At 55.4% G+C, this 22,562-nt stretch carries 20 protein-coding genes, 1 tRNA gene and 1 pseudogene; 7 read left to right on the top strand and 15 right to left on the bottom strand.

The annotated features are described in order from the left end of the window. Positions 1-42: 42 nt before the first annotated feature. From CRO08_RS10700 to CRO08_RS10670, 7 genes are all read right to left on the bottom strand, one after another. Complete coding sequence (locus tag CRO08_RS10700) at positions 43-243, bottom strand: hypothetical protein (protein ID WP_097036182.1); 201 nt, start codon at positions 241-243, stop codon at positions 43-45. A 126-nt stretch (positions 244-369) separates the two neighbouring features. Continuing rightward, positions 370-1,185 (bottom strand): 1,4-dihydroxy-6-naphthoate synthase, encoded by an 816-nt coding sequence (locus tag CRO08_RS10695; protein ID WP_097036181.1) that lies wholly within the window; start codon positions 1,183-1,185, stop codon positions 370-372. A 138-nt stretch (positions 1,186-1,323) separates the two neighbouring features. Further along, entirely contained in the window at positions 1,324-1,971 is a 648-nt protein-coding gene (gene mqnB, locus CRO08_RS10690; RefSeq protein ID WP_097036180.1) for a futalosine hydrolase, read from the bottom strand. Positions 1,972-1,981: 10 nt separating this feature from the next. After that, complete coding sequence (locus CRO08_RS10685; RefSeq protein WP_097036179.1) at positions 1,982-2,938, bottom strand: 1-phosphofructokinase family hexose kinase; 957 nt, start codon at positions 2,936-2,938, stop codon at positions 1,982-1,984. Positions 2,939-2,942: 4 nt separating this feature from the next. Next, positions 2,943-4,160 (bottom strand): tyrosine--tRNA ligase, encoded by a 1,218-nt coding sequence (gene tyrS / locus CRO08_RS10680; protein ID WP_097036178.1) that lies wholly within the window; start codon positions 4,158-4,160, stop codon positions 2,943-2,945. A 150-nt stretch (positions 4,161-4,310) separates the two neighbouring features. Continuing rightward, entirely contained in the window at positions 4,311-5,840 is a 1,530-nt protein-coding gene (locus CRO08_RS10675; protein ID WP_097036177.1) for a sigma-54-dependent Fis family transcriptional regulator, read from the bottom strand. 9 nt (positions 5,841-5,849) lie between these two features. Beyond that, positions 5,850-6,407, bottom strand: a complete 558-nt coding sequence (locus CRO08_RS10670) for a phospholipase D family protein (protein WP_255252329.1) — start codon at positions 6,405-6,407, stop codon at positions 5,850-5,852. A gap of 161 nt (positions 6,408-6,568) precedes the next feature. Between CRO08_RS10670 and CRO08_RS17625 the strand changes: the two are divergent. Both CRO08_RS17625 and CRO08_RS17375 read left to right on the top strand, forming a co-directional pair. Further along, positions 6,569-6,835, top strand: a pseudogene (locus CRO08_RS17625) (DUF1016 N-terminal domain-containing protein); the annotation flags it as partial. Positions 6,836-6,874: 39 nt separating this feature from the next. Beyond that, positions 6,875-7,003, top strand: coding sequence for a hypothetical protein (locus tag CRO08_RS17375; RefSeq protein WP_255252328.1), 129 nt, complete (start codon positions 6,875-6,877; stop codon positions 7,001-7,003). A 228-nt stretch (positions 7,004-7,231) separates the two neighbouring features. Here CRO08_RS17375 and CRO08_RS10660 read toward each other — a convergent pair whose 3' ends face one another. Then, on the bottom strand, positions 7,232-7,702 hold the full coding sequence (locus tag CRO08_RS10660) for a GatB/YqeY domain-containing protein (RefSeq protein ID WP_072807791.1): 471 nt from the start codon (positions 7,700-7,702) through the stop codon (positions 7,232-7,234). A gap of 99 nt (positions 7,703-7,801) precedes the next feature. Continuing rightward, entirely contained in the window at positions 7,802-8,011 is a 210-nt protein-coding gene (gene rpsU, locus CRO08_RS10655; protein ID WP_014546541.1) for a 30S ribosomal protein S21, read from the bottom strand. A gap of 199 nt (positions 8,012-8,210) precedes the next feature. On the opposite strand from rpsU, the gene CRO08_RS17165 reads away from it, so the two are divergent. From CRO08_RS17165 to CRO08_RS10635, 3 genes are all read left to right on the top strand, one after another. Then, positions 8,211-9,053: an SPOR domain-containing protein gene (locus tag CRO08_RS17165; protein ID WP_217990586.1), complete on the top strand. Its 843-nt coding sequence runs from the start codon at positions 8,211-8,213 to the stop codon at positions 9,051-9,053. A gap of 434 nt (positions 9,054-9,487) precedes the next feature. Beyond that, a complete protein-coding gene (gene rimO, locus CRO08_RS10640) occupies positions 9,488-10,801 on the top strand; it encodes a 30S ribosomal protein S12 methylthiotransferase RimO (protein WP_097036175.1) in 1,314 nt (437 codons plus the stop codon). A gap of 108 nt (positions 10,802-10,909) precedes the next feature. After that, positions 10,910-10,981 (top strand) — tRNA-Arg (locus CRO08_RS10635). 57 nt (positions 10,982-11,038) lie between these two features. Here the strand turns inward: CRO08_RS10635 and CRO08_RS10630 are convergent. The 3 genes from CRO08_RS10630 to CRO08_RS10620 all read right to left on the bottom strand — a co-directional run bounded on the left by CRO08_RS10630 (position 11,039) and on the right by CRO08_RS10620 (position 15,907). Beyond that, positions 11,039-11,356, bottom strand: a complete 318-nt coding sequence (locus CRO08_RS10630) for an AzlD domain-containing protein (RefSeq protein ID WP_072807790.1) — start codon at positions 11,354-11,356, stop codon at positions 11,039-11,041. After that, the gene (locus CRO08_RS10625; protein ID WP_097036174.1) at positions 11,353-12,144 is read right to left on the bottom strand and encodes an AzlC family ABC transporter permease; all 792 of its coding nucleotides are present in this window, start codon (positions 12,142-12,144) and stop codon (positions 11,353-11,355) included. Before CRO08_RS10625 ends, CRO08_RS10630 begins: the two co-directional genes overlap by 4 nt. 151 nt (positions 12,145-12,295) lie before the next feature. Beyond that, a complete protein-coding gene (locus CRO08_RS10620) occupies positions 12,296-15,907 on the bottom strand; it encodes a cellulase family glycosylhydrolase (protein ID WP_176495127.1) in 3,612 nt (1,203 codons plus the stop codon). A 196-nt stretch (positions 15,908-16,103) separates the two neighbouring features. Between CRO08_RS10620 and CRO08_RS10615 the strand changes: the two genes are divergently transcribed. Next, positions 16,104-17,468, top strand: coding sequence for a CotH kinase family protein (locus tag CRO08_RS10615; protein ID WP_097036172.1), 1,365 nt, complete (start codon positions 16,104-16,106; stop codon positions 17,466-17,468). Between the two features lie 199 nt (positions 17,469-17,667). Here the strand turns inward: CRO08_RS10615 and CRO08_RS10610 are convergent, their stop codons facing one another. Then, positions 17,668-18,105: a hypothetical protein gene (locus CRO08_RS10610; protein WP_097036171.1), complete on the bottom strand. Its 438-nt coding sequence runs from the start codon at positions 18,103-18,105 to the stop codon at positions 17,668-17,670. Between the two features lie 97 nt (positions 18,106-18,202). Between CRO08_RS10610 and mltG the strand changes: the two genes are divergently transcribed. After that, entirely contained in the window at positions 18,203-19,213 is a 1,011-nt protein-coding gene (gene mltG, locus CRO08_RS10605; RefSeq protein ID WP_255252327.1) for an endolytic transglycosylase MltG, read from the top strand. Positions 19,214-19,216: 3 nt separating this feature from the next. Here the strand turns inward: mltG and CRO08_RS10600 are convergent, their stop codons facing one another. Continuing rightward, on the bottom strand, positions 19,217-21,580 hold the full coding sequence (locus tag CRO08_RS10600) for a patatin-like phospholipase family protein (RefSeq protein WP_097036169.1): 2,364 nt from the start codon (positions 21,578-21,580) through the stop codon (positions 19,217-19,219). Further along, the gene (locus tag CRO08_RS10595) at positions 21,552-22,559 is read right to left on the bottom strand and encodes an ATPase, T2SS/T4P/T4SS family (RefSeq protein WP_097036168.1); all 1,008 of its coding nucleotides are present in this window, start codon (positions 22,557-22,559) and stop codon (positions 21,552-21,554) included. Before CRO08_RS10595 ends, CRO08_RS10600 begins: the two co-directional genes overlap by 29 nt. Between the last annotated feature and the right edge of the window lie 3 nt (positions 22,560-22,562).

Raw genomic sequence — 22,562 nt, 5'->3', positions numbered from 1 at the left:
CTTAAAAAAAGCAAAAAGTGCCCGTTAGGCAGGCCTTGAACGTCAATTCTCAGGGGAAAGGTTGGACTTTTCCTCCTCCTTCTTCGCCCCCTGGATGGACACGCGAATCTCCTGGCAGGTCTTCTTGATATCCTGCAGAACCTTGCGCGCACGCGTTCCAGCGGAATTGTTGCCGCGTTCGAACTTTTCGTACTCACGTTTGAAGTTTTCAACTTCGAGATCGAGGTCGTTGACTAAACTCATAAGCGAACTCCCAAAAAAAGTGCTTTTTGGAAAATAAATAAAGTTTTTCGCAAAAATTCGCAGTTTTGTAAAAACAATTTTACGTTTACGGATTATTACACGATTTTTGTTGTTATCAACAGGTTATCAACAATCTGCGATACCCCAAAGGGACTCGAGCGCGCGCCGACCCGCCTCGCCCACGCTCTCGGAAAAGTCGTTCACGAACATTTTTATGTGCGATTCGATGACTTTTTCATCGGAAATTTGCGCTTTTTCACGAATAAACGGGGTCACAAGTTCCGACCTTTTCCGAGCCATCGAGAGGCTATCGCGAATCTCCTTCTCGATATTCCTGACAAGTTCGTACGAAAGCGAGCGGCGCGCGACTGCAATCCCGAGCGGAATCGGCGAGCCCGTTTCCTGTTCCCAGTAGGCGCCGAGGTCCTGCAACATGTGAAGCCCGTCACGTTTCCAGGTGAAGCGATGTTCATGAATGGTTACACCCTGAACCGCAGACTTGTTGAGCAGCGAGGAGTAGACCTCGTTGAAAAGCGCATAGCGCACCTGCGGCGCACACGCACCCGGGCGGCCGGACTTTACGCCGAACTCGTGGGCAAACCAGAACCGGAAAAGGAGCGCGGCCGTCGTGTTCGCTCCAGGGAGTACAGTTTCTTTTGCAGGGTCGAAGGCGCCGGACACAGAAGAAAGCAGGAGCGGGCCGCAGCCATACCCGATGGCGCCGCCGCACCCTAGGCATACGTAGTTGTCACGAATTTTCGGGTAAACCTGCGCGCTCACTTTGGCCACGTCGAGTTTGCCCGCGATAATCATCTCGTTCAATGTCTGCACGTCGGCAAAATGCACGTCCCATTCAAAAGGGGAATTCTCGAGACCGGCGACAAGCGCCTCGTAGATGTAGGTGTCGTTAGGACAGGTGGAAATGCCGAGAGAAAGACGCATGGATAATTGATGATGGATGATTGATGATGGATGATGGATAATTGATGATGTGGGGGGCGGGATGTTTATTGCAGGGCGAAGAATGTTTATCGCGGGACGAAAGATGTTTATCGCTGGCCGATGAATGTTTATCGCGGGTTAAAGGTTGTCTAGGACCTGTTCCTTGAGGGCCATGAGGGCTTCGGGAATCTTCCAGGTAGAGATGTCGCGGTCGGTCGCGATGTTGCTTACCGCACGGAACTGGTAGGCAGGAACGCCAAAGCGCCTGCACACGGCAAAGCATGCCGCGCCTTCCATACTCTCGACATCGGCCTTGAAGAGCCCGCCACGACGGAGCGCCAGGTACTTGGTACCGGTACAGCAGTTCACCGAGACGCCGGCAACGGAACGTATAGACGCAAGCGCAATCGTGAGGAATCGCGGCGACTCGCCCGCATATACGCCGTCTTCACCAGAAGCATCCTTCCAGGCGACAAAATGGCCTTCACGTGTCTGGATTCCCATATCGCCGACAACGTCGGTATCGACACGCACCACGTCGCAAATTTCTATCCCGCGATTGGGATATGCCCCGCAGATGCCCACCTGGATTACGCGCTCGTAGCGGTTCTTCGCCAGGAGGTACGCGAGGTTCGCCGAAAAGTCGAGCATTCCCACCCCGCACACGGCGACATCGAAACGGTTGTCTATGGATTGCGGCGTAGTGGACGCCACCACAGCGGATATCTGCGGGAAAATCGTGTTGAATTCCTGCTTCGAGGCAAATACGACAAGCGTCCCGTTCATGCCGGCCTGCCTATTCCTGCTGTTCGAGGCTTTCGCGGATAGTTTCTTCCAGCTCGGCAACGCGCTCAAGCGAAAGCATCCAGGGCTTGTCGACTTCACAGCGGGCCACAGCGACGGCGGTCGACTTCACGAGGCATTCCTCGAATTCGAGGCCCATGCTATCGGCATAAAGCCAGCCGGCAAAGAACGAATCGCCCGCACCCACGCTGTTCTGCACCTCGACTGCGGGAGGCGTGACTATCGCGCTCTGAAACTTCTTTTCGACCAGGCGGAACGCGCGTACCGGCGATTCCTCGTCGGTTACCACGAGGTTCTTGATGGGAAGGCGCTCGAGCACTGCGGTCGCGGTCATTTTCCAGAACTGCGGGCTCGACTTCACCTGCGGAATTTCCATGCGGTCGAGCAACTTGCTGTACTCGTGCATGTTGATCTTCAGCAGTTCCACGCCCTTCTCGAGCCAGGAGTCGATATTCTCGATGGCATCGACAAACACGCGCTTGCCCGTAAAGTCGAGATCGTTGATGCACTCAACGTTAAAGTTCCCGGGGAAAGACCCGCAGAGGGCAACGCACTGCGCCGTGTTCCAGTATTCCCCAAGAGTCTGCGCGAAATCCTTGTTCTCGATATCGGTAAGTACCGGAGAAGGCTCGATAAGTTCCGTCGCTTCGCCCCCGCAGGCGATAGTCGTGCAGGTGCGTGTCGGTTCCTTAATCCATATCGGGGCCTGGCTTATGCCGCAACCGGAAATCTCGTCGAAAATGCGGGACCCGTGGTCGGACCCGAGGAAGTGCATCAGGAGGGGCTTTCCGCCCAGGTTCTGCAACACGCGGCTGCAGTTGATTCCCTTGCCCGAAGCGTATTCTTCAACGTTCGTTATGCGGTGCACCTCGCCCGGAGTGAATTTGTCCAAAAAGAACAAACGCTGCCAGGCGGGATTGAGACCGAGTATGAGGATTTCTTGCGGCATGGTACTAGAAATTCACCTTGTAGAACTTGCGCTTGCCCACCTGGACAACCAGCTGGTCACCGCCCTTGATTTCAAACGAGGCCTGCGGGTCAGCGAGCTTTTCGCCCGCAATCTTGACGCCGCCGTTCTGGATCATGCGGCGGGCTTCGCCCTTAGATGCAAAGGCCTTGATTTCCACAAGCAGATCCAGGGCACCGTAGGTGCCGGCCGCCACGCTGCATTCGGCAGCATCGCTCGGGATGGCGTTTCCGCTGTGGATTTCGCGTTCCTTCGCGGCGGCGGCCTCGGCGGCTTCTGCGCCGTAGTACTGCGTCACGATATCGATGGCGAGGCGGTGCTTCGCATCGTTGGGGTTCATCTTGCCCGCGGCGATATCGGCCATCATCTGCTTGATTTCTGCAAGCGGGATGTTGGTGAGGAGTTCGAACCAGTTCTCGACGATGCTGTCGGCGAGGCTGTAAATCTTGTGGTACATCACGTCGGCGGGCTCGTTCAGGCCCACGTAGTTGCCGATGGACTTACTCATCTTGACCTTGCCGTCGGTACCGAGAAGGATAGGCATGAAGAGGCCAATCTGCGGTTCCATACCTTCGAAAATCTGCAAGTCACGACCGCGAAGCACGTTGAACTTCTGGTCGGTGCCGCCCAATTCCACGTCGCTCTTGATGGCCACGGAATCGTAGCCCTGCATCATCGGGTACATGAACTCGTGCAGGCTAATCGGCGTATTGGCCGTGTAGCGGTTGTGGAAATCCTCGCGTTCGAGCATCTGGGCCACGGTGAACTGGCCCATGAGTTCGGTCACCTTGCTGAACGGGAGCTTGGAGAACCATTCGCCGTTGTAGTGGATTTCCACCTGGTCGCGGCGGACGACCTTGAAGAACTGTTCCTGGTATTCCTTCGCGTTCTCGAGCACCTGCTCGTGGCTGAGGCGCGGGCGTGCCTTGTTGCGACCGCTCGGGTCACCAATCTGGGCAGTGTAGTCACCCACGATGAGCACGACGGTATGGCCCAGGTCCTGGAACTGGCGGAGCTTGCGCATCACGACCGTGTGGCCGAAGTGAACGTCCGGGGCAGTCGGATCAACACCCATCTTGATACGGAGCGGGACTCCGGTATCGTAGGACTTCTGGAGTTTCTTTTCGAGTTCTTCTTGCGGCACGACATCGATAACGCCGCGCATCAAAATATCAAGCTGTTCCTTAACGGGACGGAATTGCATAATTTTCTCAGTGGTTAGTGTTTGGTGGTTAGTGGTTAGGGAAATTACAAGTCTAAACCACTAATCACTGAAAGCCCATGTAGAAGGAATGGATAATCATACGGGATAAATATAGAATTAGTCGGCTATCGAGAGTTGACTGCAGTCAGTTTATTTACCGAAACTGGCGAGGTCTATGCCAAGTTGGTTGATTTTATACGTTAAAATACGCGGAGTCGTGGAAAGACTGCGCGCAGCAGCGGCGACTTTTCCCTTGCTACTCTTGAGGGCATCGCAGATGATATCCTTCTCGTAAGCTTCCACCATGAGTTTCAGGTTTCCGTTCACGGGAGTGCCGCTGGTTTCGGCGGTCTGCAGCGTGGTCGGGAAATGGTGCGGGTAGATGACGTCTTCGTCAGCAACGAGGACGGCGCGCTCGATTCCATTTTCAAGTTCGCGCACGTTTCCGGGCCACGGGTAACTCATGAGCATGTTGATGGTGGTGCGGGCAAGGCGGCGCACGTTCTTGCCTACGATGCGACAGTAATGCTCCACAAAGTGGTCCGCCAGGAGCACGATGTCTGTCTTGCGGTTCCTGAGCGGCGGCACGTAAATCGGGAAAATGTGCAGCTGGTAATAGAGGTCTTCACGGAAGGTTCCTTCTTCGACCATCTGCTGCAGGTTCTTGGTGGTGGCCGCAATCACGCGCACGTTCACCTTCTTGGGAATGCGGGCGCCAATGCGTTCCACCTCGCCATTCTGCAACAGGCGCAATAGCTTTACCTGAAGGTTTGGCGAAAGCTCGCCCACTTCGTCCAGGAACAGCGTGCCACCTTCGGCCTGTTCTACGCGGCCGGGCGTCTCGGCGAACACACCCACGAGGGCACCGCGCACGCTGCCGAAAAGTTCGCGGTCAAGTACCGATTCCGGCATGGAGGCGCAATGGACGCGGACAAACGGGCCCATGTTGCGGTCGGAACGGTAATGGATAGCTTCGGCTACAAGCCCCTTGCCCGTGCCGACCTCACCCACGATGAGCGCGGGTAGGGGGCTCTTTGAAACCTGGTCAATCTGCGCGTACACTCGCTGCATCTCGCTGGAACGCCCGATAATGTTGTCGGGCTGGAAACGGTCCTTGAGTTCCAATGTCAAGCGTTCGTTTTCGGCCTTCAGAAGTTCATTTTCTTCGCGGGCTTCGCGACGGAGCTTCACTGCCGCAGCAAGCATCTGCGCGATGATTTCCAGCAGGCGAAGTTTTTCGGGAAGTTCATCTTCTACCGGATTCTGGACGTCGGCACTGAAGGCGCCAATCACCTGATGCTCCATGATGACAGGCACGCAGAGGAACGCCTTGTCCTCCGTCTTGCCGCGCCCCGTACGGTCGAGGAAGTCCGGGTCTTTTGCGACCGAGGGAATGATAATCGGCTTGCCCGTTTCCACGACGCGACCGGTAATGCCCTCGCCCACCTTGTAGCGGCCCTTGCGCGCCTGGCAGCTGCTCAAGCCTTCCGCAATTTCGATGGATATTTCGCCGGTGTGGCGGTTGTAAAGCGTAAGCGTCGCATGCTCCACGCCCATCGTCGATTCCACCACTTCCAGAATCGGGTGCGCGACGCTCTCGAAATCGAGCGTCTGGTTCAGAATGGAACTGATCTTGTAGAGCAGTTCCAGTTCCTGAATTTTGGATTGCGACGTGGGCATATATGAAATTTACTTAATCCGGTCGCCGCAGAATTCCTGGCGACCACAATTTTTGCAGTGCGAGCCCATCCAGAGCGTGTCGAACTGTTCGATAGCGGGCTGTACAAGCTCGGGGTCGTTGGTGAGAATACCCGCCTCAAAGTTGCGGCGCAAGCTGCTCTTCATGCCGATGCCCGCACCCGTCAAGTTCGCGGAACCGATGTAGGCGGTTTCCAAGTCAAAAATCATCATCTTGAAATGCACCCGCGGGCACATGACGCGCTCAAGGTCGGTCGCCAAAATCTTAAAGCGGTCGAAGTCCTCGCGGAAGTTCGGGCCAGGTTCCTTCGCGTGAATAAGCCGCACGCCAACGCCACGCTTCAGGAGTGCGGCCAGTTGCCCGAGCAAGGGCATCGATTCGCCATCCTGCTTCACGTAGACATCCTTGATGTCGGCAGTGCCAATCCACAACGTCTCGCGGACCTTCGCAATCCGTGCGATGACCTCGGAGTAATGCTCCTCGTTCTGGATGTACTTGGTGAATGTGGACACGGGAGTAAAGATAACCTTCCTCTTGTTTTTTGTCACGCGTTTTTATATATTACAATTCAGTAATAGCAGTCAATCCCGCTGACAGCGCATTCGTTCCGGGCGGGTAGTTCAACTCTCTGCTTGACGCCGTCCTCTTTGCAGGCGCGACACGCCCCGTTCTGGAATTTACTGCTGCAGAATTCGGGGCAACCAGGGCATTGACGGCTGATTTAGGGGCAAAATTGGACGTTTTGCCACCGTCGGAAACAGATTTGGCAAACACTGTTTGCCAAATTGGGCAAACACCGTTTGCCCAATCTGAAAAACTTGAAATTCCGTCTGAAAAACTCTTTAATCATCTCTCGTATTCGCACTTCTTGCTCATTATGGGTGTCGAAAATCCGTTGGGCAGGGTCTTTTACGAACTGGAATCTATCAAAGGCGTTTGGTCTTTCCGCGAACTCAAACGCCAAATTGACTCGAACTACTTCGAACGCACGGCCCTGAGCAAGGATCCCGCAAAAATGAGTGCAATCGTCCAGTCCCGCATTGCGCAATCAGGCCATCCGCTGAAACTCCAAGATGTCGTGAAGAGCCCGTACGTCTATGAATTCATCGGGCTCAAGAACGAAATCAGCGGGAAGAAGGGATAAAAGAATTAACAAAAAATCCCCGCTTGCGCGGGGATGAAAAATTGCCGGTCAGGCCGGGCATAACAATGAGGGACTAGATCCTGCTCCTTCGAACCTAACGCGACTATGGGGCTAAAGCCCCAAGTCTTGTATATCGACTTCGAGGCTACGCCTCTCCTCCACAAAGAGGATAACTCAACTTTAGAACTAAAGTTCTTAGTTTCGTATAGCTCAGGATGACACTTCCTTCTATTTCAACGCTTCCTGAACCAAGGCGGATGCGCGCTTGGCGTCGAAGCGGCCCTTGACCTTCGGGGAGAGTTCCTTCATGATCTTGCCCATGTCCTTCGGGCTTGCGGCGCCGGTCGCGGCCTTGATTTCGGCGATGAGGGCCTTGACTTCGTCCTCGGTCATTTCGGCGGGCATGTACTTGCGGTAGAGCGCAATGCAGGATTCCTCGGCCGGAATCTTGTCCATGAAACCGCCCTTCTTGAGGATGTCGATGGCTTCCTGCTTCTGCTTCACGCTACGGGCGAGCACGTCCACGCACATCGCGTCGGTGATAGTCTCCTCGATCTGGGCCGGAGTGGCGCCAGCCTTCATGGCCTCGTTCTTGATGTCGGAATGGAGGGTGCGGAGCGTTCCGAGAGTCTCGGCGTCGTGCGCCTTCATGGCTGTCTTGATATCGTCTTTGATTTTTGCAAGAAGTTCGCTTGCCATAGTGAATCCTTTGCGGTCTCACCGCTTTTGTTATAAAACACGCAACGAGCCACCGATCATGGATCGGCGACTCACCTTTACGCAATATACTAATTGTTATTAGTAGAGACGCTTGCGGTTCTGGTCAGCAATCTCTTTGAGACGCTTGCGACGGGCCGCAGTTTCGATGCGCTTCTTTTCTTCGGAGGGCTTTTCGAAGCGCTGGCGCTTCTTGACATCGGAAATGATGCCGTTCTTTTCGCAAGACTTGGTGAAACGCTTGAGAGCGCGTTCGAAAGGTTCGTTGGACTTAACAATAACGCCGATCACGATTATCCTTTGGTTAAAAATTCAGTTTGAGAGCCCAAATATATTTAACTCTGCCGATTTCGTCAAGGGTGGGGGCACATCAGGCGTTTTTTGGACAAAAAATGGGCATTTTTTTAATTATAACTTGCGGAACATCAAAGACTTATATATATTTTTAGTGTTGCCTAACAGGCATGCCATTCATTTTCCGGAGTATTTAATGAAAAAGACATGGTCGTCTAGCTTATGCGTCGTATCCCTCGCAGGCGCCCTCCTTTGCGGATGTGGCGAAAAAGAGGAAATAGTCCCCGACATGCAGAAAAAGGAACCGGCACCCGCAGTCACCAAGACCGAAGCGGCTCCGGCACCCGCCGATGAACCGGAACTCGTGCCGATCCAGTCCCTTTCCCAGGGCAACGCCCAGAAGGACGAGAAGGCCGAACCCGCCAAGGAAGCCCCGGCAGTTACCGGCAACATCCAGCCCCAGGAAGACGGCCAGTTTGTTATCCAGGTGAGCATCCAGCCCTCTAAGAAGGGTGCCGACGCCATCGTGAAGAAACTTGCAGAACAGAAAATCGAGGCCTACGTCGCCGAGGTGGAAAACCCGGGCGAACTCGAGGGTACCTACTACCGCGTGCGTATCGGCTACTTCGCGACCTTCGCGAATGCCCAGGAATACGGCAAGCAGGTGCTTAGCGCACTGAACTTCCAGTGGTGGGTTGACAACAGCAGAAACGACGAGGTCGGCAACCCGGCCGGAGATTCCGACAACGGAGGCGAATCCAGTTCGTACTACGCTCCTCCGCAGGACAACCAGCCCGAACCGGCCCCGGCCCCTGAACCCGAACCGGCACCCGCGCCTGCTCCTGCTCCGGAACCTGAACCCGCGCCTGCACCGGCACCTGCGCCCGCACCCGAGCCTGAACCGGCACCCGCTCCCGCACCGGAACCCGCACCTGCGCCTGCTCCCGCACCCGAACCGGCACCTGCTCCGGCGCCCGCTCCTGCACCTGCGGCACCCCCTGCCCCGCCTGCAGAAGACTTCGTGGACGACTGGGAATAAGCGGTTCGAAAAACCATTCAAAAAAAGAACTCCAATCGGAGTTCTTTTTTTCTTTTGAGATAAACAGTTTCACCACCCAAATAAACGTTCTTATTCCAGAATCCACAGTCTTAAATTTGAAATAAACGATGCAGTTTAATATATGGAAGGCGTCGGCCACAACCGATCAAGGCGAGTGCCGCGGCCATACTTGTATGGCCATGGCTGAGCCGTAAGGTTGGCGCTTGCGCCAGGATGGGGAGGGTGCAGGGAGGGGCCCGTGCGGCCTTCGCAGTAGTGTGCAAGCGAGCGTCGCAGCGGCAATTTATTGCCGCTATGACCGAGCGCAGCCATGGACGCCATAGGCGTCCACTCCGAGCTGGGGCCCCTCCCGCATGAATTTCATACCCTAAAAAATCATTGCAAAGCAAATTCTATTTTCTAAATTTGCAAACATGCCTACAAAGAAACCCAAAGTTTTCGTTGTCCATTTAGGATGCGCCAAGAACCAGGTCGACGCGGAAAACCTCGTCGGCGAGATGCTGCACGCGGGCTTTGCCACCTGCGACAGCGCTGCCAAGGCGGACTACATCCTGGTGAACACGTGCGGGTTCATCGAGGCTGCGAAGGAAGAATCCATCAACGCGATTCTCGCACAAATTAACGGAAAGAAGCCCAAGCAGAAACTGATTGTATCGGGCTGCCTCTCGGGCCGTTACGGCGAGGAACTCGTGAAGGAACTGCCCGAGGTGGACTACTGGGTAGGCACGTACAAGCCGGGCGAACTCCTGAAGAAGATGGGAATTGTCGCCCCGCAAAGTTGCGATGCAGAGAACCTCCCGCGCATGAACCTCGGCGGGTTCAAGCACCACGCCTATTTGAAAATTGCGGAAGGCTGCAACAGGCGGTGCGCCTACTGCGCCATCCCGCTCATCCGCGGCAAGCAGGTGTCGCGCAGCATCGAAGACATTGTCGAAGAAGCCAAGGAACTTGTAAAACAGGGCGTGCAGGAGATTACCCTCATCGCGCAAGACACGACATACTTCGGGCGCGAGAAGGGCAAGAAGGGCGGCACCTTGGCCGGCCTGCTCCGCGCGATTCTCGACAACACGAACATCCCGTGGATTCGCACGCTGTACTGGTACCCGATGTTCGTGGACGACGAACTTTTAGACCTGATGGCAAACGAACCGCGCCTCGTGAAGTACGTGGACATGCCTATCCAGCACGCCAGCGACAACGTGCTCAAGAACATGAAGAGGAACTACCGCAAAAAGGAACTCGTCGATATTTTGCACAAGATTCGCGAGCGCATTCCGGGAGTCACGCTCCGCACGACCGTACTTGTCGGGTTCCCCGGCGAGACGCACGAGGACTTTGAAGAGCTGATGGAACTGCTGGAAGACATCCAGTTCGACCACCTGGGCGGATTCGTGTTCAGCCCCGAAGAAGGCACGCCCGTGATGGAGATGAACCTGCCCGCGGTAGACGAGAGCGAGGCGCGCGCAAGGCTCGATGCCGTGACCGACCTACAGGAAGAAATCGACGCGGAACACGCCGAATCAATGATCGGGAAAAAGGTTCGCATCATCATTGACCAGGTGGCGGAAGAAAGCGAATACCATTTTTACGGGCGCACCGAAGGCAACTCGATGGAGAACGACGATATCGTGAAGGTGCTGGAAGGCGACGCCGACGTGGGCGAATTCCACGACGCGCTGGTGGTAGACGCAGAACCGCACGAGCTGATTGTCAAGATAGTCGATTAGTCCATACAGTGAGATGGCGGAGCAGGTCCGCCATGACGACGCGCTTTTACTATATTTGCAGGCACAAAACCGGATGAAGCGACGCGCAAGCGGCGCATCATTGGCCGGGCCCGTGTATCACAATGGATAGTGTCCCTCCCTCCGAAGGAGGTTATTCCGGTTCGATTCCGGACATGGGTATTAGAGCGCTCTGCACGGGGCGCTTTTTTTATTTGCAATTCGTTTGTCGTTTATAGTTTATAGCAAAAGCATGATGCCGTCGACACCGAGCACCGTAACGCAGGCGACAACGGCAACCCCCACGAGGCCGCGCCCGAGGAGCGACGCGATGACCGCGGCAACGAGCGCGCACGCTCCCGAAAGCACGCTGTTCGTGGAATAGAAGATGGCAGGCACCGTCATCGCGGCGAGAACCGTGTAGGGAACGTACGCGAGGAAGGAACGCCAGAAGCGGCTCTTGATCTTGCCCTTCAAAAGGACGAAAGGCACCGCACGCAGCAGGTAGGTGACACCCGCCATCACGAGCAGGAAGAAGCAGTAATCCCTCAGGTTCATGTGCCCTCCTTACTTTGTCTGCATTCCCCCGCGGGTTGCGCGCCGGAAGGTTGCATGCCGGCAGGTTGCCCGCCGGCCTGGCCATCGGGCGTATCATCTTCATCGTCCTTTACCGGGAAGATGGCTGCACCGAGGAGCGAGGCGACCAGCGCACAGATGATAATCGCAAACCCGACAGTCACGCCACTGAGCGCAGGCACGTACCTGAACGCGCAACTGCAGGCAATTGCAATCAGGACGGCGATAAGCGTGGGGCGATGCGCCTTCATCTGCGGGACTACGATGGCGACAAACATGCCGTACAGCGCCACCCCGAGGGCGTTCGTCACTACCGCAGGGAGGATTTCACCGCAAACCGCCCCGCAGAGCGTACCCGAGGACCACCCGATGTAGGGGAGCACCATTAGACCTGCGAAGTACCGTGCGGTCACTGGTTCCGCCTGGCTTACCGCAAGCGCGTAGATTTCGTCCGTAATGCCCGTTGCAAGCAGCAGGCGCTTGAACGTCCCGAAATTCGGCGCAACCTTCTGCGAGAGGGAAATCGCCATCAGGCTGTAACGCAGGTTTATAAAGAAAGTCGCAATCGCCATCTCGATAAAAGTGCCCGCGGCATCGGCCATAATCTGGAGACCCGCAAACTGGCCCGCCGAGGTGAGGTTCGTCATCGAGATGAACGTGACCAGCGGCCAGGAAAGCAGCTTGGAGCCTGCGATGCCGAACGAGAACGACACCGCGAAGTACCCGAGGCCTATCGGAAGGCCGTCCTGGACGCCTTTAGAAAACTTCATGGCGACAAATATAGAAAAATTCTATAGGAAATCTATGCAAATATGCAAATTTACGCATTTTATAAGAAGGTGTAAAAACAAGGGAAGGCTTTGCCTTCCCTACTACGCGGATTATTCGCGCGGTCACCTATCGGTGCAAGATTACTCTTGATTACTTCACCACAATGCGGCGAACCAGCGTGTTGGAGCCCGCACGGAGGCGAACCACCACGTTACCCTGGTGCAGGCTTTCGAGATTCACGGAGCCCTTCACATGAGCAATCGCCATGAGCGGGCGGCCCTGCATGTCGAAGACTTCTACCGACATGTCGTTTGTGCCCGAGACATGGAGCGTACGGCCCGCGACAACCATCGAAAGCGGGCTTGATACGCGCGACATCGCGAGCGTCGGAGACTCGCTGGAAGAACTTTCCGACTCAGCACTCGAGGAAGACTCGGGTTCGACACTGGAGGACGAAGCCTCGCCAGAAGAAGACACCGGCACTTCACTGGAGGAAGAAGGCGCGGAGCTTGAGCTGCTCGCCACGGAGGAACTGCTTTCAGGAGCGGTCACGACAAACGTAATCTCATACTTCTGCCCGTTAACCGTCACGGTTTCTACAGCCTTACCTACCGGGAAGCCCTCATGCACAGAACCTTCGACAGTCACCACATCACCAGACTTCTTGAAATCAAAGAACCAAATATTCCATGTATCGCGATTGAATGTCTGCACGTTGCTGAACGTGATAGTTTCGAATGCTTCGCCGCGAGCAACCGTCTGCTCCAGGCTTCCCGAAACAACAACCTGCGTGCTTTCGCTGCTGCTAGAAGGCGGTTCACTACTGCTCGATTCCGGCAGAGCACTTGAAGAAGATTCTACAATCACAACTTCACTACTAGAAGACGATTCACCTGAAGAAGACTCCACGATAATAACTTGGCTAGAGGACGATTCCACGATAATAATTTCGCTCGAAGAGGATTCTTCCATACTAGAAGACGACAAAATATCACTACTCGAAGCGGGAACGACAGAGGAAGAGGACGATTCCGGCATGCTAGAAGAAGATTCCTCGCTGGACGAAGACTCCAGTACACTGCTAGACGAAGCAACGCTACTCGAGGAATGACGTACCGTAATCTTGCCCGTTGCAGAAGTATTGTTGTCTATACCAGTCACCGCAATCGTGTAGTCATACACGTAGTCAGTCAGGCTATCGGCAACAATACCCGAAATCGTATAAGTCTTCGCATTGTCGTCCTTCGTTCCATTCAGGCCTGCAGGTATTCCAGACAAGGTAATCTGCCTCATATTCTCGTACCTGTAGACAATCGGCTCGATGGCGTTGCCCGCAGTTACCGTCTGTTCCGCATTCCCGCTAACAAGTTCAATCGTCGTCACAACCGGCTTGCGCTTGACATTGATTACCGAACTCACGGTGAAGTTTGTGTCCGGTCCAAGCACGCCCAACTGAATTCCATATTCACCCGGAGCGGTATTTTCCGGAATGCGGCCAGAAATTGTGTATGTCTTCGCGGACTCATCCTTTACCGCATCCAAGCCCGAAATGACGTTCGCTCGAATAGACGAGATTTTTTCGTACCGGTAAACAATCGGAGATATCTCGTCGCCAGCAGTCACCGTCTGCGTAGGATTCCCGCTGATGAGTTCGAACACCGTCGTCACCGGCTTGTGCTTCACGGTAATCTTGCCTGTGGCAGTTGTATTCGAATCAACTCCCGTTACGGCAATCGTGTATGCATATTCGTTATCCGTCAAACTATCGGCTACAGTTCCCGATATCATGAAGGTCGTGTTGCTCTTGTTTATCGCGCCCATCAATCCGGCAGGAAGGCCGCTCACACTCACCTTCGTCACATTCTTGATGCTATAGACAATGGACTTGATGGCATTCCCCGCAGTCACTGTCTGGTCAGCATTTCCGCTCGTAAGTTGGAACACAGTCTGGACCTTGGAAGAACTCGAAGATTGCGATGAACTCGAAACCATGCTCGAAGAAGACGCAACACTCGAACTGCTCTTCACGGAGGAACTGCTCGATGCCGGAGACGGCACGGGCTTGAACGCCAAACCGGAGCAGCGCACATCATCGATATAGAGGTAGTTGTACGCAGGCTGAGTTCCCTTGATTTCCCAAGTGAACTTGGCGACACGCTTCTTGGAAAGCGTCACAGGCTTAGCCCAAGCCTCCTGCGACAGCATGTTCCAGGGAACCGTTACCGACGTCCAAGAAGACGATGCGGCCTTTGTTATCTGGTGGTAGCCGTAATCCGTAACGCTGGTATCTTCGGCCTTGAAGTTGTGCGCAGCACCCTTGTACTTGTAACTGATTTCATTACAGGCAGAAAGGTCGTAGGCAGTCTGCGCCTCGTTCAACGCAACGCCGAGAGCCACATACGGATCGTACGGATTTGCACCCTGAGAAAGTTTCACGCCAGTCACGCCAGCCACATACTTGGAGGAATTGCCCGCCGTGGAGCCCGAAACGACAACATTGTAGCCATCGTTCCTGCCTGGGCCATTGGAAATCGTAGATGCACCCTTGTCGCCCTTGTCGGTATAGGCGTACCATTCGCCGCCAGTATAGGCGAAGCCGTCACCGTCTTCCAAGTCGTCGATGTAGTCGGTGTAGCCAGCAGGCAGCGAGCTAGAAGAACTAGCAATGGAACTGCTGGAGGTCGGAGACGTAGAACAGGCGGTATAGGACTTGGGGAGGAAAGCAAAAACAGAATCGTTCACCCACTGGCCACTTTCAGAATAGTTCCACGCTCCAGAAGTAGTAAAATACGACGCAGTCTCATTCTTTGCAGACACAGCCCAATTCGCTCCGGAAAGATTATTATTCTTCATCCATTTATACCATTTTTCACTACTGGAAGCATTAAAGCCACCATTACCGCTGGGCGCGGAATTTCCCCATTCGGACACAAAAACAGAAAGTCCTCCGTTCATGGCAGCAACAGCATTTGCGCCCTGATTATCAATAGAATGGGCGTACTGGTCGTCCCCCGCATAATAATGGAACGTGTAGGCGACATTGCTATCGCTCAACGGAGCCGCAAGGGCAGCATTCGTATACTGGTCAAAATACGGAGTCCCCACCAAGACCAGGTTGTCCGAATATTTGCGGATTGTCTGGAGAATGGTCCTTGCATAGGGCGCAATACCATTCGTCCAATAGGTTCTGGCACCATTCAAATCTTGCCAGGTATCGTCCTTGCAATTTCCGAATTTCGGTTCATTGTAGATTTCAAAAATCACATTGTCATGCTTTCCCCATGTCTTTGCCATGTATTCAAAGAACTCCGCAGCACCACTCGTATTCGTTTCCGCGCAGTGACTGTGATAGTCAATAATTACATAGATGTCGTTATCGATGGCAGCCTGGACTACCTCATTCATCATGTTCTGATAATACTCTTTTTTATTGAAATAATAACCAGCATTGGCAGAGAACGCTTCGTCGACTCCCATCGGAGCACGAATCAACTGAATCCTGTGTTTTTCCACTAAGCCGTCCACATATTGGGCCTTCCAATAATCAGCCCCTTCGCTACCGGCAGCAATACTCCAGAAGAGGCTCATGCCCTGTACCGCGACCTCGTTACCGCTGGTAACGCCCTTGCAGGAACCGTAAATCCGGCCCGGGCCATTGCCAACCTTGCCTGCCTGGAGCTGGCCATACTGGCTCACAGGCCCGATACGGCCAAACGCACTCGCCGCCAAAAGGGCAGCCATCAAAAGCGCAATCTTCTTCATACACATCCTTCTGCAGGCGCTATCCAAAACTGGTTCAAGAGCCATTCCCGCAATAAGTGTAAATCTATATTTTTCGGGACAATATTTCACGTGACAAAAACCGCGGAAAAGGCTTTGCCGGTTACATGGGTAAACGTTTCCGATTTTTTCCGAAAAAAAACGGTCCGAAAGAGCCTGAATTGTATATAATTAGTATATGCGCAAGGCGTTGCTTTCCATAATGGCCTCCCTATTCTGCTGGGCATGCTCCAACAGCGGCTCCGACAGGGAAATTTCCTCGCCGTGGGATGAGGAAACAACTGCACAGGATTCTACAGCAAGCGACACCGCCAACGCCATTGACGACACCCTCGACAAATCCATTGATTCTCTCTCGATCCTGATGGCATACGAAAGGCTTGCCCCGACCAAGAACGACCGGACTTACTACCCCGATGCAGGAATCCCGAGGATGCTTATCGCAACACTCTCGCCGGAGAGGCCCGATGACGACACAACCGACGTCCCTGCCTACGCCGTAATTACCGAGGGGGGCGCCGCCATTACAGACACCATGCCGCTCATGATCCGCATAAGGGGCAACACCTCGCTTGCCATGCCCAAGCGCAGTTTCAAGGTCACGTTCACAGACAAAGTAACACTCCTGGACATGCCCGAAAACAGGGACTGGGCACTCCTCGCGAACTACGGCGACAAGACCCTCGTCAAGAACTATACCGCATTCAAGCTTTCGGAGTGGCTGGGGATGGCCTACAGCCCGCGTTCCCGTTTCGTGGAACTTTTCTTGAACGGCAACTACCGCGGCGTGTACCAGCTATGCGAAACCATCAAGGTGGGCAAGAACCGCGTGAACATACCCGACAACCAGGATTCGTACCTAGTCGAAGTGGACCGCAAGTACCGAGACGACGAATCCGTAGTCATCAACGAGCGCGAAATGGCGTTCCGGATACACGCCCCGAAGGACCCGACCGAAGAAACGATGGACCGGCTCAGGCTCCACCTCGACAGCCTGGAAGGCTACCTCGAGTATATCCACCAGGACTACTCGCTCGCGCTCGACAGCGTGCCAGACAACTGGTTCGATGTCGACGCCTTCATCAAGCACTACTGGGTACAGGAATTCACGAAGAACCCCGACGCCATCCCGCTCACAAGCGTGTTTTTCACATGGGTCGCGGGGAGCGTCATCCGCATGGGGCCGGTATGGGATTTCGACGCGGCGTTCGGCGCCACCGCCGAACTGCAAGGCACCGACGGCTGGTACATACGCGACTACTCCTGGTACAGGCGCATGCTCAAAATGCCCAACGTGAAGGAAGCATCAGAGCTCTTCTGGAAAAGGAATAGGGCCATATTCGAAGCACTCCCCGATTCCATCGACGCCTTCGCGCAAGCCATCGCGAAGGCGGCAGAGAACAACTACCGCGGATGGCCCGACGTGCTCGGCAACGTGAACGAGTTCACCCACACCAAGGCATACTCAAATTACGCCGAAGCGGTCGAAGACCTGAAATCGTGGGTGCGGGAAAGGACCCGCTGGATCGACGATAATTTATAAGAGACTAGGGAGGGCCACACACGACTCGCCCTCCCTAAGACCCTCCCGACACGCACATATTTGCCTAATCTCAAATACTTACTTAAGGCAATAGCAATTATGTGCATGTGCGCCTTTCGGCGCTGTATGAGACTAGGGAGGGTAAAAAAAAATGCCCCGCTCTAGGCGGGGCGTAAAACGGTTCGAAACGCGACAACGATTAGTTTTCGTTGTTGTGCATTTCCATGGTTTCGCGGTCCATCGTGTGCTGCAGGTATTCCTTGAAGTCACGGTCGATGTTCACACCGTCGAAGTCCATGTCGTCGTTTTCCAACACGAACACGGCGCTCGGGTTATCGAGCCAGCCAACCACGTCCACGCCATCGAGTTTCATGGACTTGTCACCAGCGAGAGCGGCAACGTATTCGACCTTGGACTTGGGGACCCAGCCCTGGCCGCAGCTACCCTTGACCAGCACATCGGTGTCACCATCCTTGACGATCGTAAGTTCGTCGTTGAACCCGGCGGTGCAGACCACGCTTCCACCACCCTTTTCCTTAGTGAGTTCAACATCACCCAGCTTGGATTTGACCTTATTGGGGGCAGCAAAGGCGGCCGCAACCATCAAAGCAAGCGTCATAGCGAAAAGCTTTTTCATATCGTTCCTCAAAAGCAAGGTAAAATATTCAACAATGCATAAGGAATATACCTTTTATTTTTGCAATTGGTCACAATTTCTTTTAAATTTTTACATCATGAAGAAGATTTTTGCCATTTTTTGCGTTTTTTTAGCCCTCGCCTGTGCCTTTTTCGCCTTCCAGATGAAAAATCGGCTGGCCGAGACCTCCAAAAACGGCGAAACCGTGCTCATAAACATACCCAAGGGGAGTTCCGCCGGGCACGTTTTCGGCATCCTCCGCGAGAAGGGAATCTGGGACGACGAACTGGCCTACAAGGTCTGGTGCAAGCTTAACCCGCCCTCCCCGAAGGCCGGCTGGTTCGAGATACCCCCGCACCAGACCCTCGACGAAATTGCAGGCATCATCGGGAGCGGCAAGACCGCGGTACGCCGGGTGACCATACCCGAAGGTCGGGCCTCGTGGGAGATGCCCGCCTACATAAAGAAGGTATTCCCCGAACTTGACGAGAAGCGCTGGAACGACCTGGTCCAGGACCCGAAGTTCGCCCGCAGCCTGGGAGTAAACGCGAACACGCTGGAAGGCTACCTGCTGCCCGACACCTACCCCTTCCCCATCGACGCGGACGAGGAGACGATACTCAAGCAGATGGTGGCAGCGAACCTGAAGGTGCGCGACCAGTTCATGCCCGACTCGGCAAGTTCCATGTGGAAGACGCTCGGCAGCTGGCACAAGGTGCTTACACTGGCAAGCGTAGTCGAGGAGGAGACGGGCATTCCCGATGAACGCCCGCTTATCGCCGGAGTATTCCACAACCGACTGAGGATTGGCATGCCGCTCGGGGCAGACCCGACGGTGCGGTTCATCTTCAGGAACCTGACCGGGCCCATCTACAAGAGCCAGCTCAACAGCGACAGCCCGTACAACACCCGCAAGTTCAAGGGGCTCATGCCCGGGCCCATCTCGAACCCCGGGCGCAAGGCAATACAGGCGACGCTACACCCCGACAAAACCGAGGCTCTTTACTTTGTTGCAAAGGATGACGGGAGCATGACGCACTTCTTCAGCAAGACGCTCTCCGAACACAACAAGTACAAGGACGTGGCGGCGAGGAACCGCGGGGAATAAGGCCTAGTAATTCCCGATGCGGAAGAACAGGTCGTAGTCGCCGAACTTCTTCAGGTCGCCGAAGGTATCGCTGTCCACGATGCGCGACATACCCGCATAGATATTGATTGACTTGTACGCAAACCGCAACGCAGGTTCCAATACAAAGCGGTCACTGCCGAGGCTAGCCGTCGGGTTCTCCTCGAAGTCACGCACGTAGGCCGCATACACCCAGGCACCGAGCCCCTTGTAATGTAGCCCCGCATTCAGGCGCACAAGCCCGTAGTGGTGCGAAGCCAAGTCCGGGTTCAGCCATTCCGTGCTCCACGGGGTCGCAGCGACGCGCGGGCGGATGCAGTTGTCGAGTGCAGAAATCTCGAACGATTCCGGATACACGTAGCCATAGCCATCCTTGTGGTACTTGTTCATCGCGAACGCGGCGAAAGCACCGAGGGTCACAAACGGGCGGGGCGACGCAGAGTAGGCTGCATCGGCATAGAAGGTGTAGAACGAGGGCACGTGCTCGTCGAACCCGAAATCGTACCCGACGGAAGTGAGCCCGAACTCGGCATGCGCGGCAAGGCCGCCTAGCGGGAACCAGGATGCAGTATCGCCCATCTCGAACGAATAGCGGATTTTCTGCGACGCCGGATAGTAGTTGTACGGTTCATCACCGTAAATCTTGCTCTCGAGTTCCACCGACCTGTCGGCAAACAGGAAGTTCGCAGAAACGGACTGGCGCGGTTCAAACCTGTAGTAGAGCGACGCGAAAATATCGCTTTTATCTTCGGCGTAGACGCGCTTGTACGCCAGCTGGTTTTCGACAAACGATTCAAATGGACGCATGCGGTTCCAGTCGTAGCGGACGCTCAGCCCCCAATCCTTGCTCCAGAGGCGTTCCACCCTGATGCTCGGCGAAAAGCCGTAGGAACGCCCGCCGTAAAATCCCGAAAGCGAAAGTTCTATCTGCATCTGGTCCACATAGTAGAACGAAAGTTCCGCGTATGCATTCGGGCCAACCGCATTCGACCCGAAGCCGCCCACCGCCACGTCGAACGTGGGCAGAACCTTCGAGGCAACAAGCACGTCGCCATCGGAAAGCATATCGAACGAGACTGAATCGAACGAGGGGAAACGCGAAACTCCATAGGCAAAATTGCGGGGAGCGACAAGGCCCGTATCGGAAGCATTCCAGTACGACTTTACCGGGCCGTGCGTTTCGGGAGGAAGGCTATCATAGACCGGCTTGAACTTGAACCACGGAACCGAGGCGATGCGTTTTGCCGCGTAGTCCGCCTTGCGGCTCCCGAGGGCAGACATCTGCGTGAGCCTTGATTCCAGCGCAGAAAAACCTGCCTGAATCCAGCCGTTATGCGAGGAATCCTGCAGGGAATGCGCACGCACGATTACACCCGGCTGGGAACCGAGAGTCCTGAGGGCCGCATCCCGGATGACGCGATGCCACGCGGGACCACCCGATGTACCGCGAATCGGGTCGGCGACAGCGATAATCGCGACCTCGTTCGGGGAATCTTCCAGAGGGAGCGCCAGGTACGGGCAATATTCCCCGGACTTGTCGTTGCCCCTTACGGGAAGGCTCGCAAAAATGCTTTCGTAGGAATCGCCCGTAACGCCGTCGCACCCGAGGGTAGCAAACGGTATGCGGAAGCCTTCCCGGTGACGGAGTACGGATTCCTGCAGGCGGAGGCGGGCCAGCGCGGATTCGATTGCGGAGGAATCCGGCGAGAGCGGTTTCAACTGCCGGTGAAGGCGGCCCGAAGAATCCAGCTGGATGGAGAAACGCTCGCGAAGGCTCGGCACGCCCGTCTCGGAAACAGGAATGCTCGGGCGCGACGCATTCTGGCGCGAGCCCTCCTGATACAGGCCGTTCTCAAGCGCATCGAAAATCGTGGCCATGTCGGGGTCGAGAAGTATCCGCTGGATGTTGTCGGGAGATACACCCTTCGCCCAGAGCGCTCCCACCAACGCGCCCCACGATGTACCCACGACGGAATCGACCGGCACGGAGTACGCCTCTATCGCATAGAGCACGCCCAGGTGGAACCACGGGGAATTCTCGCCACCGCCCAGGTACAGTACCGACTTCGCATTTGCCGGGAGCGCAACCGAGGCCACCGCGGAATCGAGCGCGGAAGGAGTGAGCGGGAGTTCGGCGGGAACAGAATTTGCAGCCGTCGCGGAATCTGGAGATGCGACTGCCGCAGAATCGGAAGATGCCGCGGGTGCGGCAGGTGCGGGCGTCGCGACGGGAACTTCCGCCGCAAGCGCGTCAATCTGCTGCGCGGGCAACAGCGAAAACGCCGCCAGGGTGGCAGCGCAGGCAAACGCAAGAGCGTGCCTAGCCGAGCCTTGCCGGGTTAGAAACATACCTCTCCGCGTCTTCACGTGCTACATAACCGGACTTCACAAGTTCCGCAAGGCAATCGTCCATCAGGAGCATTCCCTCTGCAGGCGATGCCGCGATGATGGAAGGCAACTTGAAGAATTCGCCACTGCGGATGAGCGTCGCCACGTTCTGCGTATTGAGCATGACTTCCCACGAGGGGACGGCGCCGCTACCTTCGGCAGCACCCGGCAACAAGCGCTGCACCACGACAGCCTTCAGCTGGTCGGCAAGCATCGCGCGGCACAGGTCGCGTTCTGTATTCGGTACCGACGCAAGCAAAGTATCGAGCACGCCCGCCGAATTACCCGCAGTCACGCAGCACACCACAAGGGCCCCGGCCTCTGCGGCACGAAGCATCGCAATCACGTTCTCGCCCGCAAAATCGCCCAGCCAGAACAGGTCACAACCGCTACGGAGAGCCTGCAAAATACGTTCGTTCACGGAACCCACGGAATCCTTGAGCACGAGGCTTTCGCCCGTCTTCACCGGAATCTCCTCGGATTCGTTCAGCAGGCTTACGCGAAGCACTTTAGAACAACATAACGTGCTGATAAACGAGGTCGCGGAGGTTGTTTTACCGGAGCACGCGGGGCCCGCAAAGACAATCAGGCCGGAACTGCGGCCAGCCAGCCCGAGTACAGATTCCGGCGCCCCGAGCGAGGCAAAGTCCGGGCATTCATCCATCAGCGGGCGGAAAACGGCGGCATTCCCGAGAGCCTCGCGGAAAAAGCGCACGCGCCACTTGACACCGGCCCACGGGCCGCATATCATGGAGCCTTCGTCGCCTTCCATAGAACCGAGGAATTCCCGCAGGGTCCCAAACTCAATTGCGGGTGCATCGGGAACGGCACAAACACGACCGGCGAGGCGCACCGCGGAAGGGGCACCCTCGGTAACGATGAGTTCGCTACCGCCGACATTCACCACATATTCCAAGAGGGATTCAATTTCTGTAGCCATACG

Origin of the sequence: Fibrobacter sp. UWT3, assembly GCF_900230125.1 — a bacterium.
Lineage (GTDB): Bacteria > Fibrobacterota > Fibrobacteria > Fibrobacterales > Fibrobacteraceae > Fibrobacter.
Note: the sequence above shows the minus strand (reverse complement) of the source record. Positions and strands in the feature narration are given on the sequence as shown.

Excerpts from the sequence above, each read along its gene's own strand:
- tyrS (WP_097036178.1), bottom strand. The coding sequence starts at position 4,160 with ATGCAATTCCGTCCCGTTAAGGAACAGCTTGATATTTTGATGCGCGGC.
- CRO08_RS10685 (WP_097036179.1), bottom strand. The coding sequence starts at position 2,938 with ATGCCGCAAGAAATCCTCATACTCGGTCTCAATCCCGCCTGGCAGCGT.
- CRO08_RS10615 (WP_097036172.1), top strand. The coding sequence starts at position 16,104 with ATGCGCAAGGCGTTGCTTTCCATAATGGCCTCCCTATTCTGCTGGGCA.
- CRO08_RS10595 (WP_097036168.1), bottom strand. The coding sequence starts at position 22,559 with ATGGCTACAGAAATTGAATCCCTCTTGGAATATGTGGTGAATGTCGGC.
- CRO08_RS17165 (WP_217990586.1), top strand. The coding sequence starts at position 8,211 with ATGAAAAAGACATGGTCGTCTAGCTTATGCGTCGTATCCCTCGCAGGC.
- CRO08_RS10630 (WP_072807790.1), bottom strand. The coding sequence starts at position 11,356 with ATGAACCTGAGGGATTACTGCTTCTTCCTGCTCGTGATGGCGGGTGTC.
- CRO08_RS10625 (WP_097036174.1), bottom strand. The coding sequence starts at position 12,144 with ATGAAGTTTTCTAAAGGCGTCCAGGACGGCCTTCCGATAGGCCTCGGG.
- CRO08_RS10610 (WP_097036171.1), bottom strand. The coding sequence starts at position 18,105 with ATGAAAAAGCTTTTCGCTATGACGCTTGCTTTGATGGTTGCGGCCGCC.
- CRO08_RS10700 (WP_097036182.1), bottom strand. The coding sequence starts at position 243 with ATGAGTTTAGTCAACGACCTCGATCTCGAAGTTGAAAACTTCAAACGT.
- CRO08_RS10600 (WP_097036169.1), bottom strand. The coding sequence starts at position 21,580 with ATGTTTCTAACCCGGCAAGGCTCGGCTAGGCACGCTCTTGCGTTTGCC.
- CRO08_RS17375 (WP_255252328.1), top strand. The coding sequence starts at position 6,875 with ATGAGTGCAATCGTCCAGTCCCGCATTGCGCAATCAGGCCATCCGCTG.
- CRO08_RS10620 (WP_176495127.1), bottom strand. The coding sequence starts at position 15,907 with ATGAAGAAGATTGCGCTTTTGATGGCTGCCCTTTTGGCGGCGAGTGCG.
- CRO08_RS10695 (WP_097036181.1), bottom strand. The coding sequence starts at position 1,185 with ATGCGTCTTTCTCTCGGCATTTCCACCTGTCCTAACGACACCTACATC.
- CRO08_RS10660 (WP_072807791.1), bottom strand. The coding sequence starts at position 7,702 with ATGGCAAGCGAACTTCTTGCAAAAATCAAAGACGATATCAAGACAGCC.
- mltG (WP_255252327.1), top strand. The coding sequence starts at position 18,203 with ATGAAGAAGATTTTTGCCATTTTTTGCGTTTTTTTAGCCCTCGCCTGT.
- mqnB (WP_097036180.1), bottom strand. The coding sequence starts at position 1,971 with ATGAACGGGACGCTTGTCGTATTTGCCTCGAAGCAGGAATTCAACACG.
- rimO (WP_097036175.1), top strand. The coding sequence starts at position 9,488 with ATGCCTACAAAGAAACCCAAAGTTTTCGTTGTCCATTTAGGATGCGCC.
- CRO08_RS10675 (WP_097036177.1), bottom strand. The coding sequence starts at position 5,840 with ATGCCCACGTCGCAATCCAAAATTCAGGAACTGGAACTGCTCTACAAG.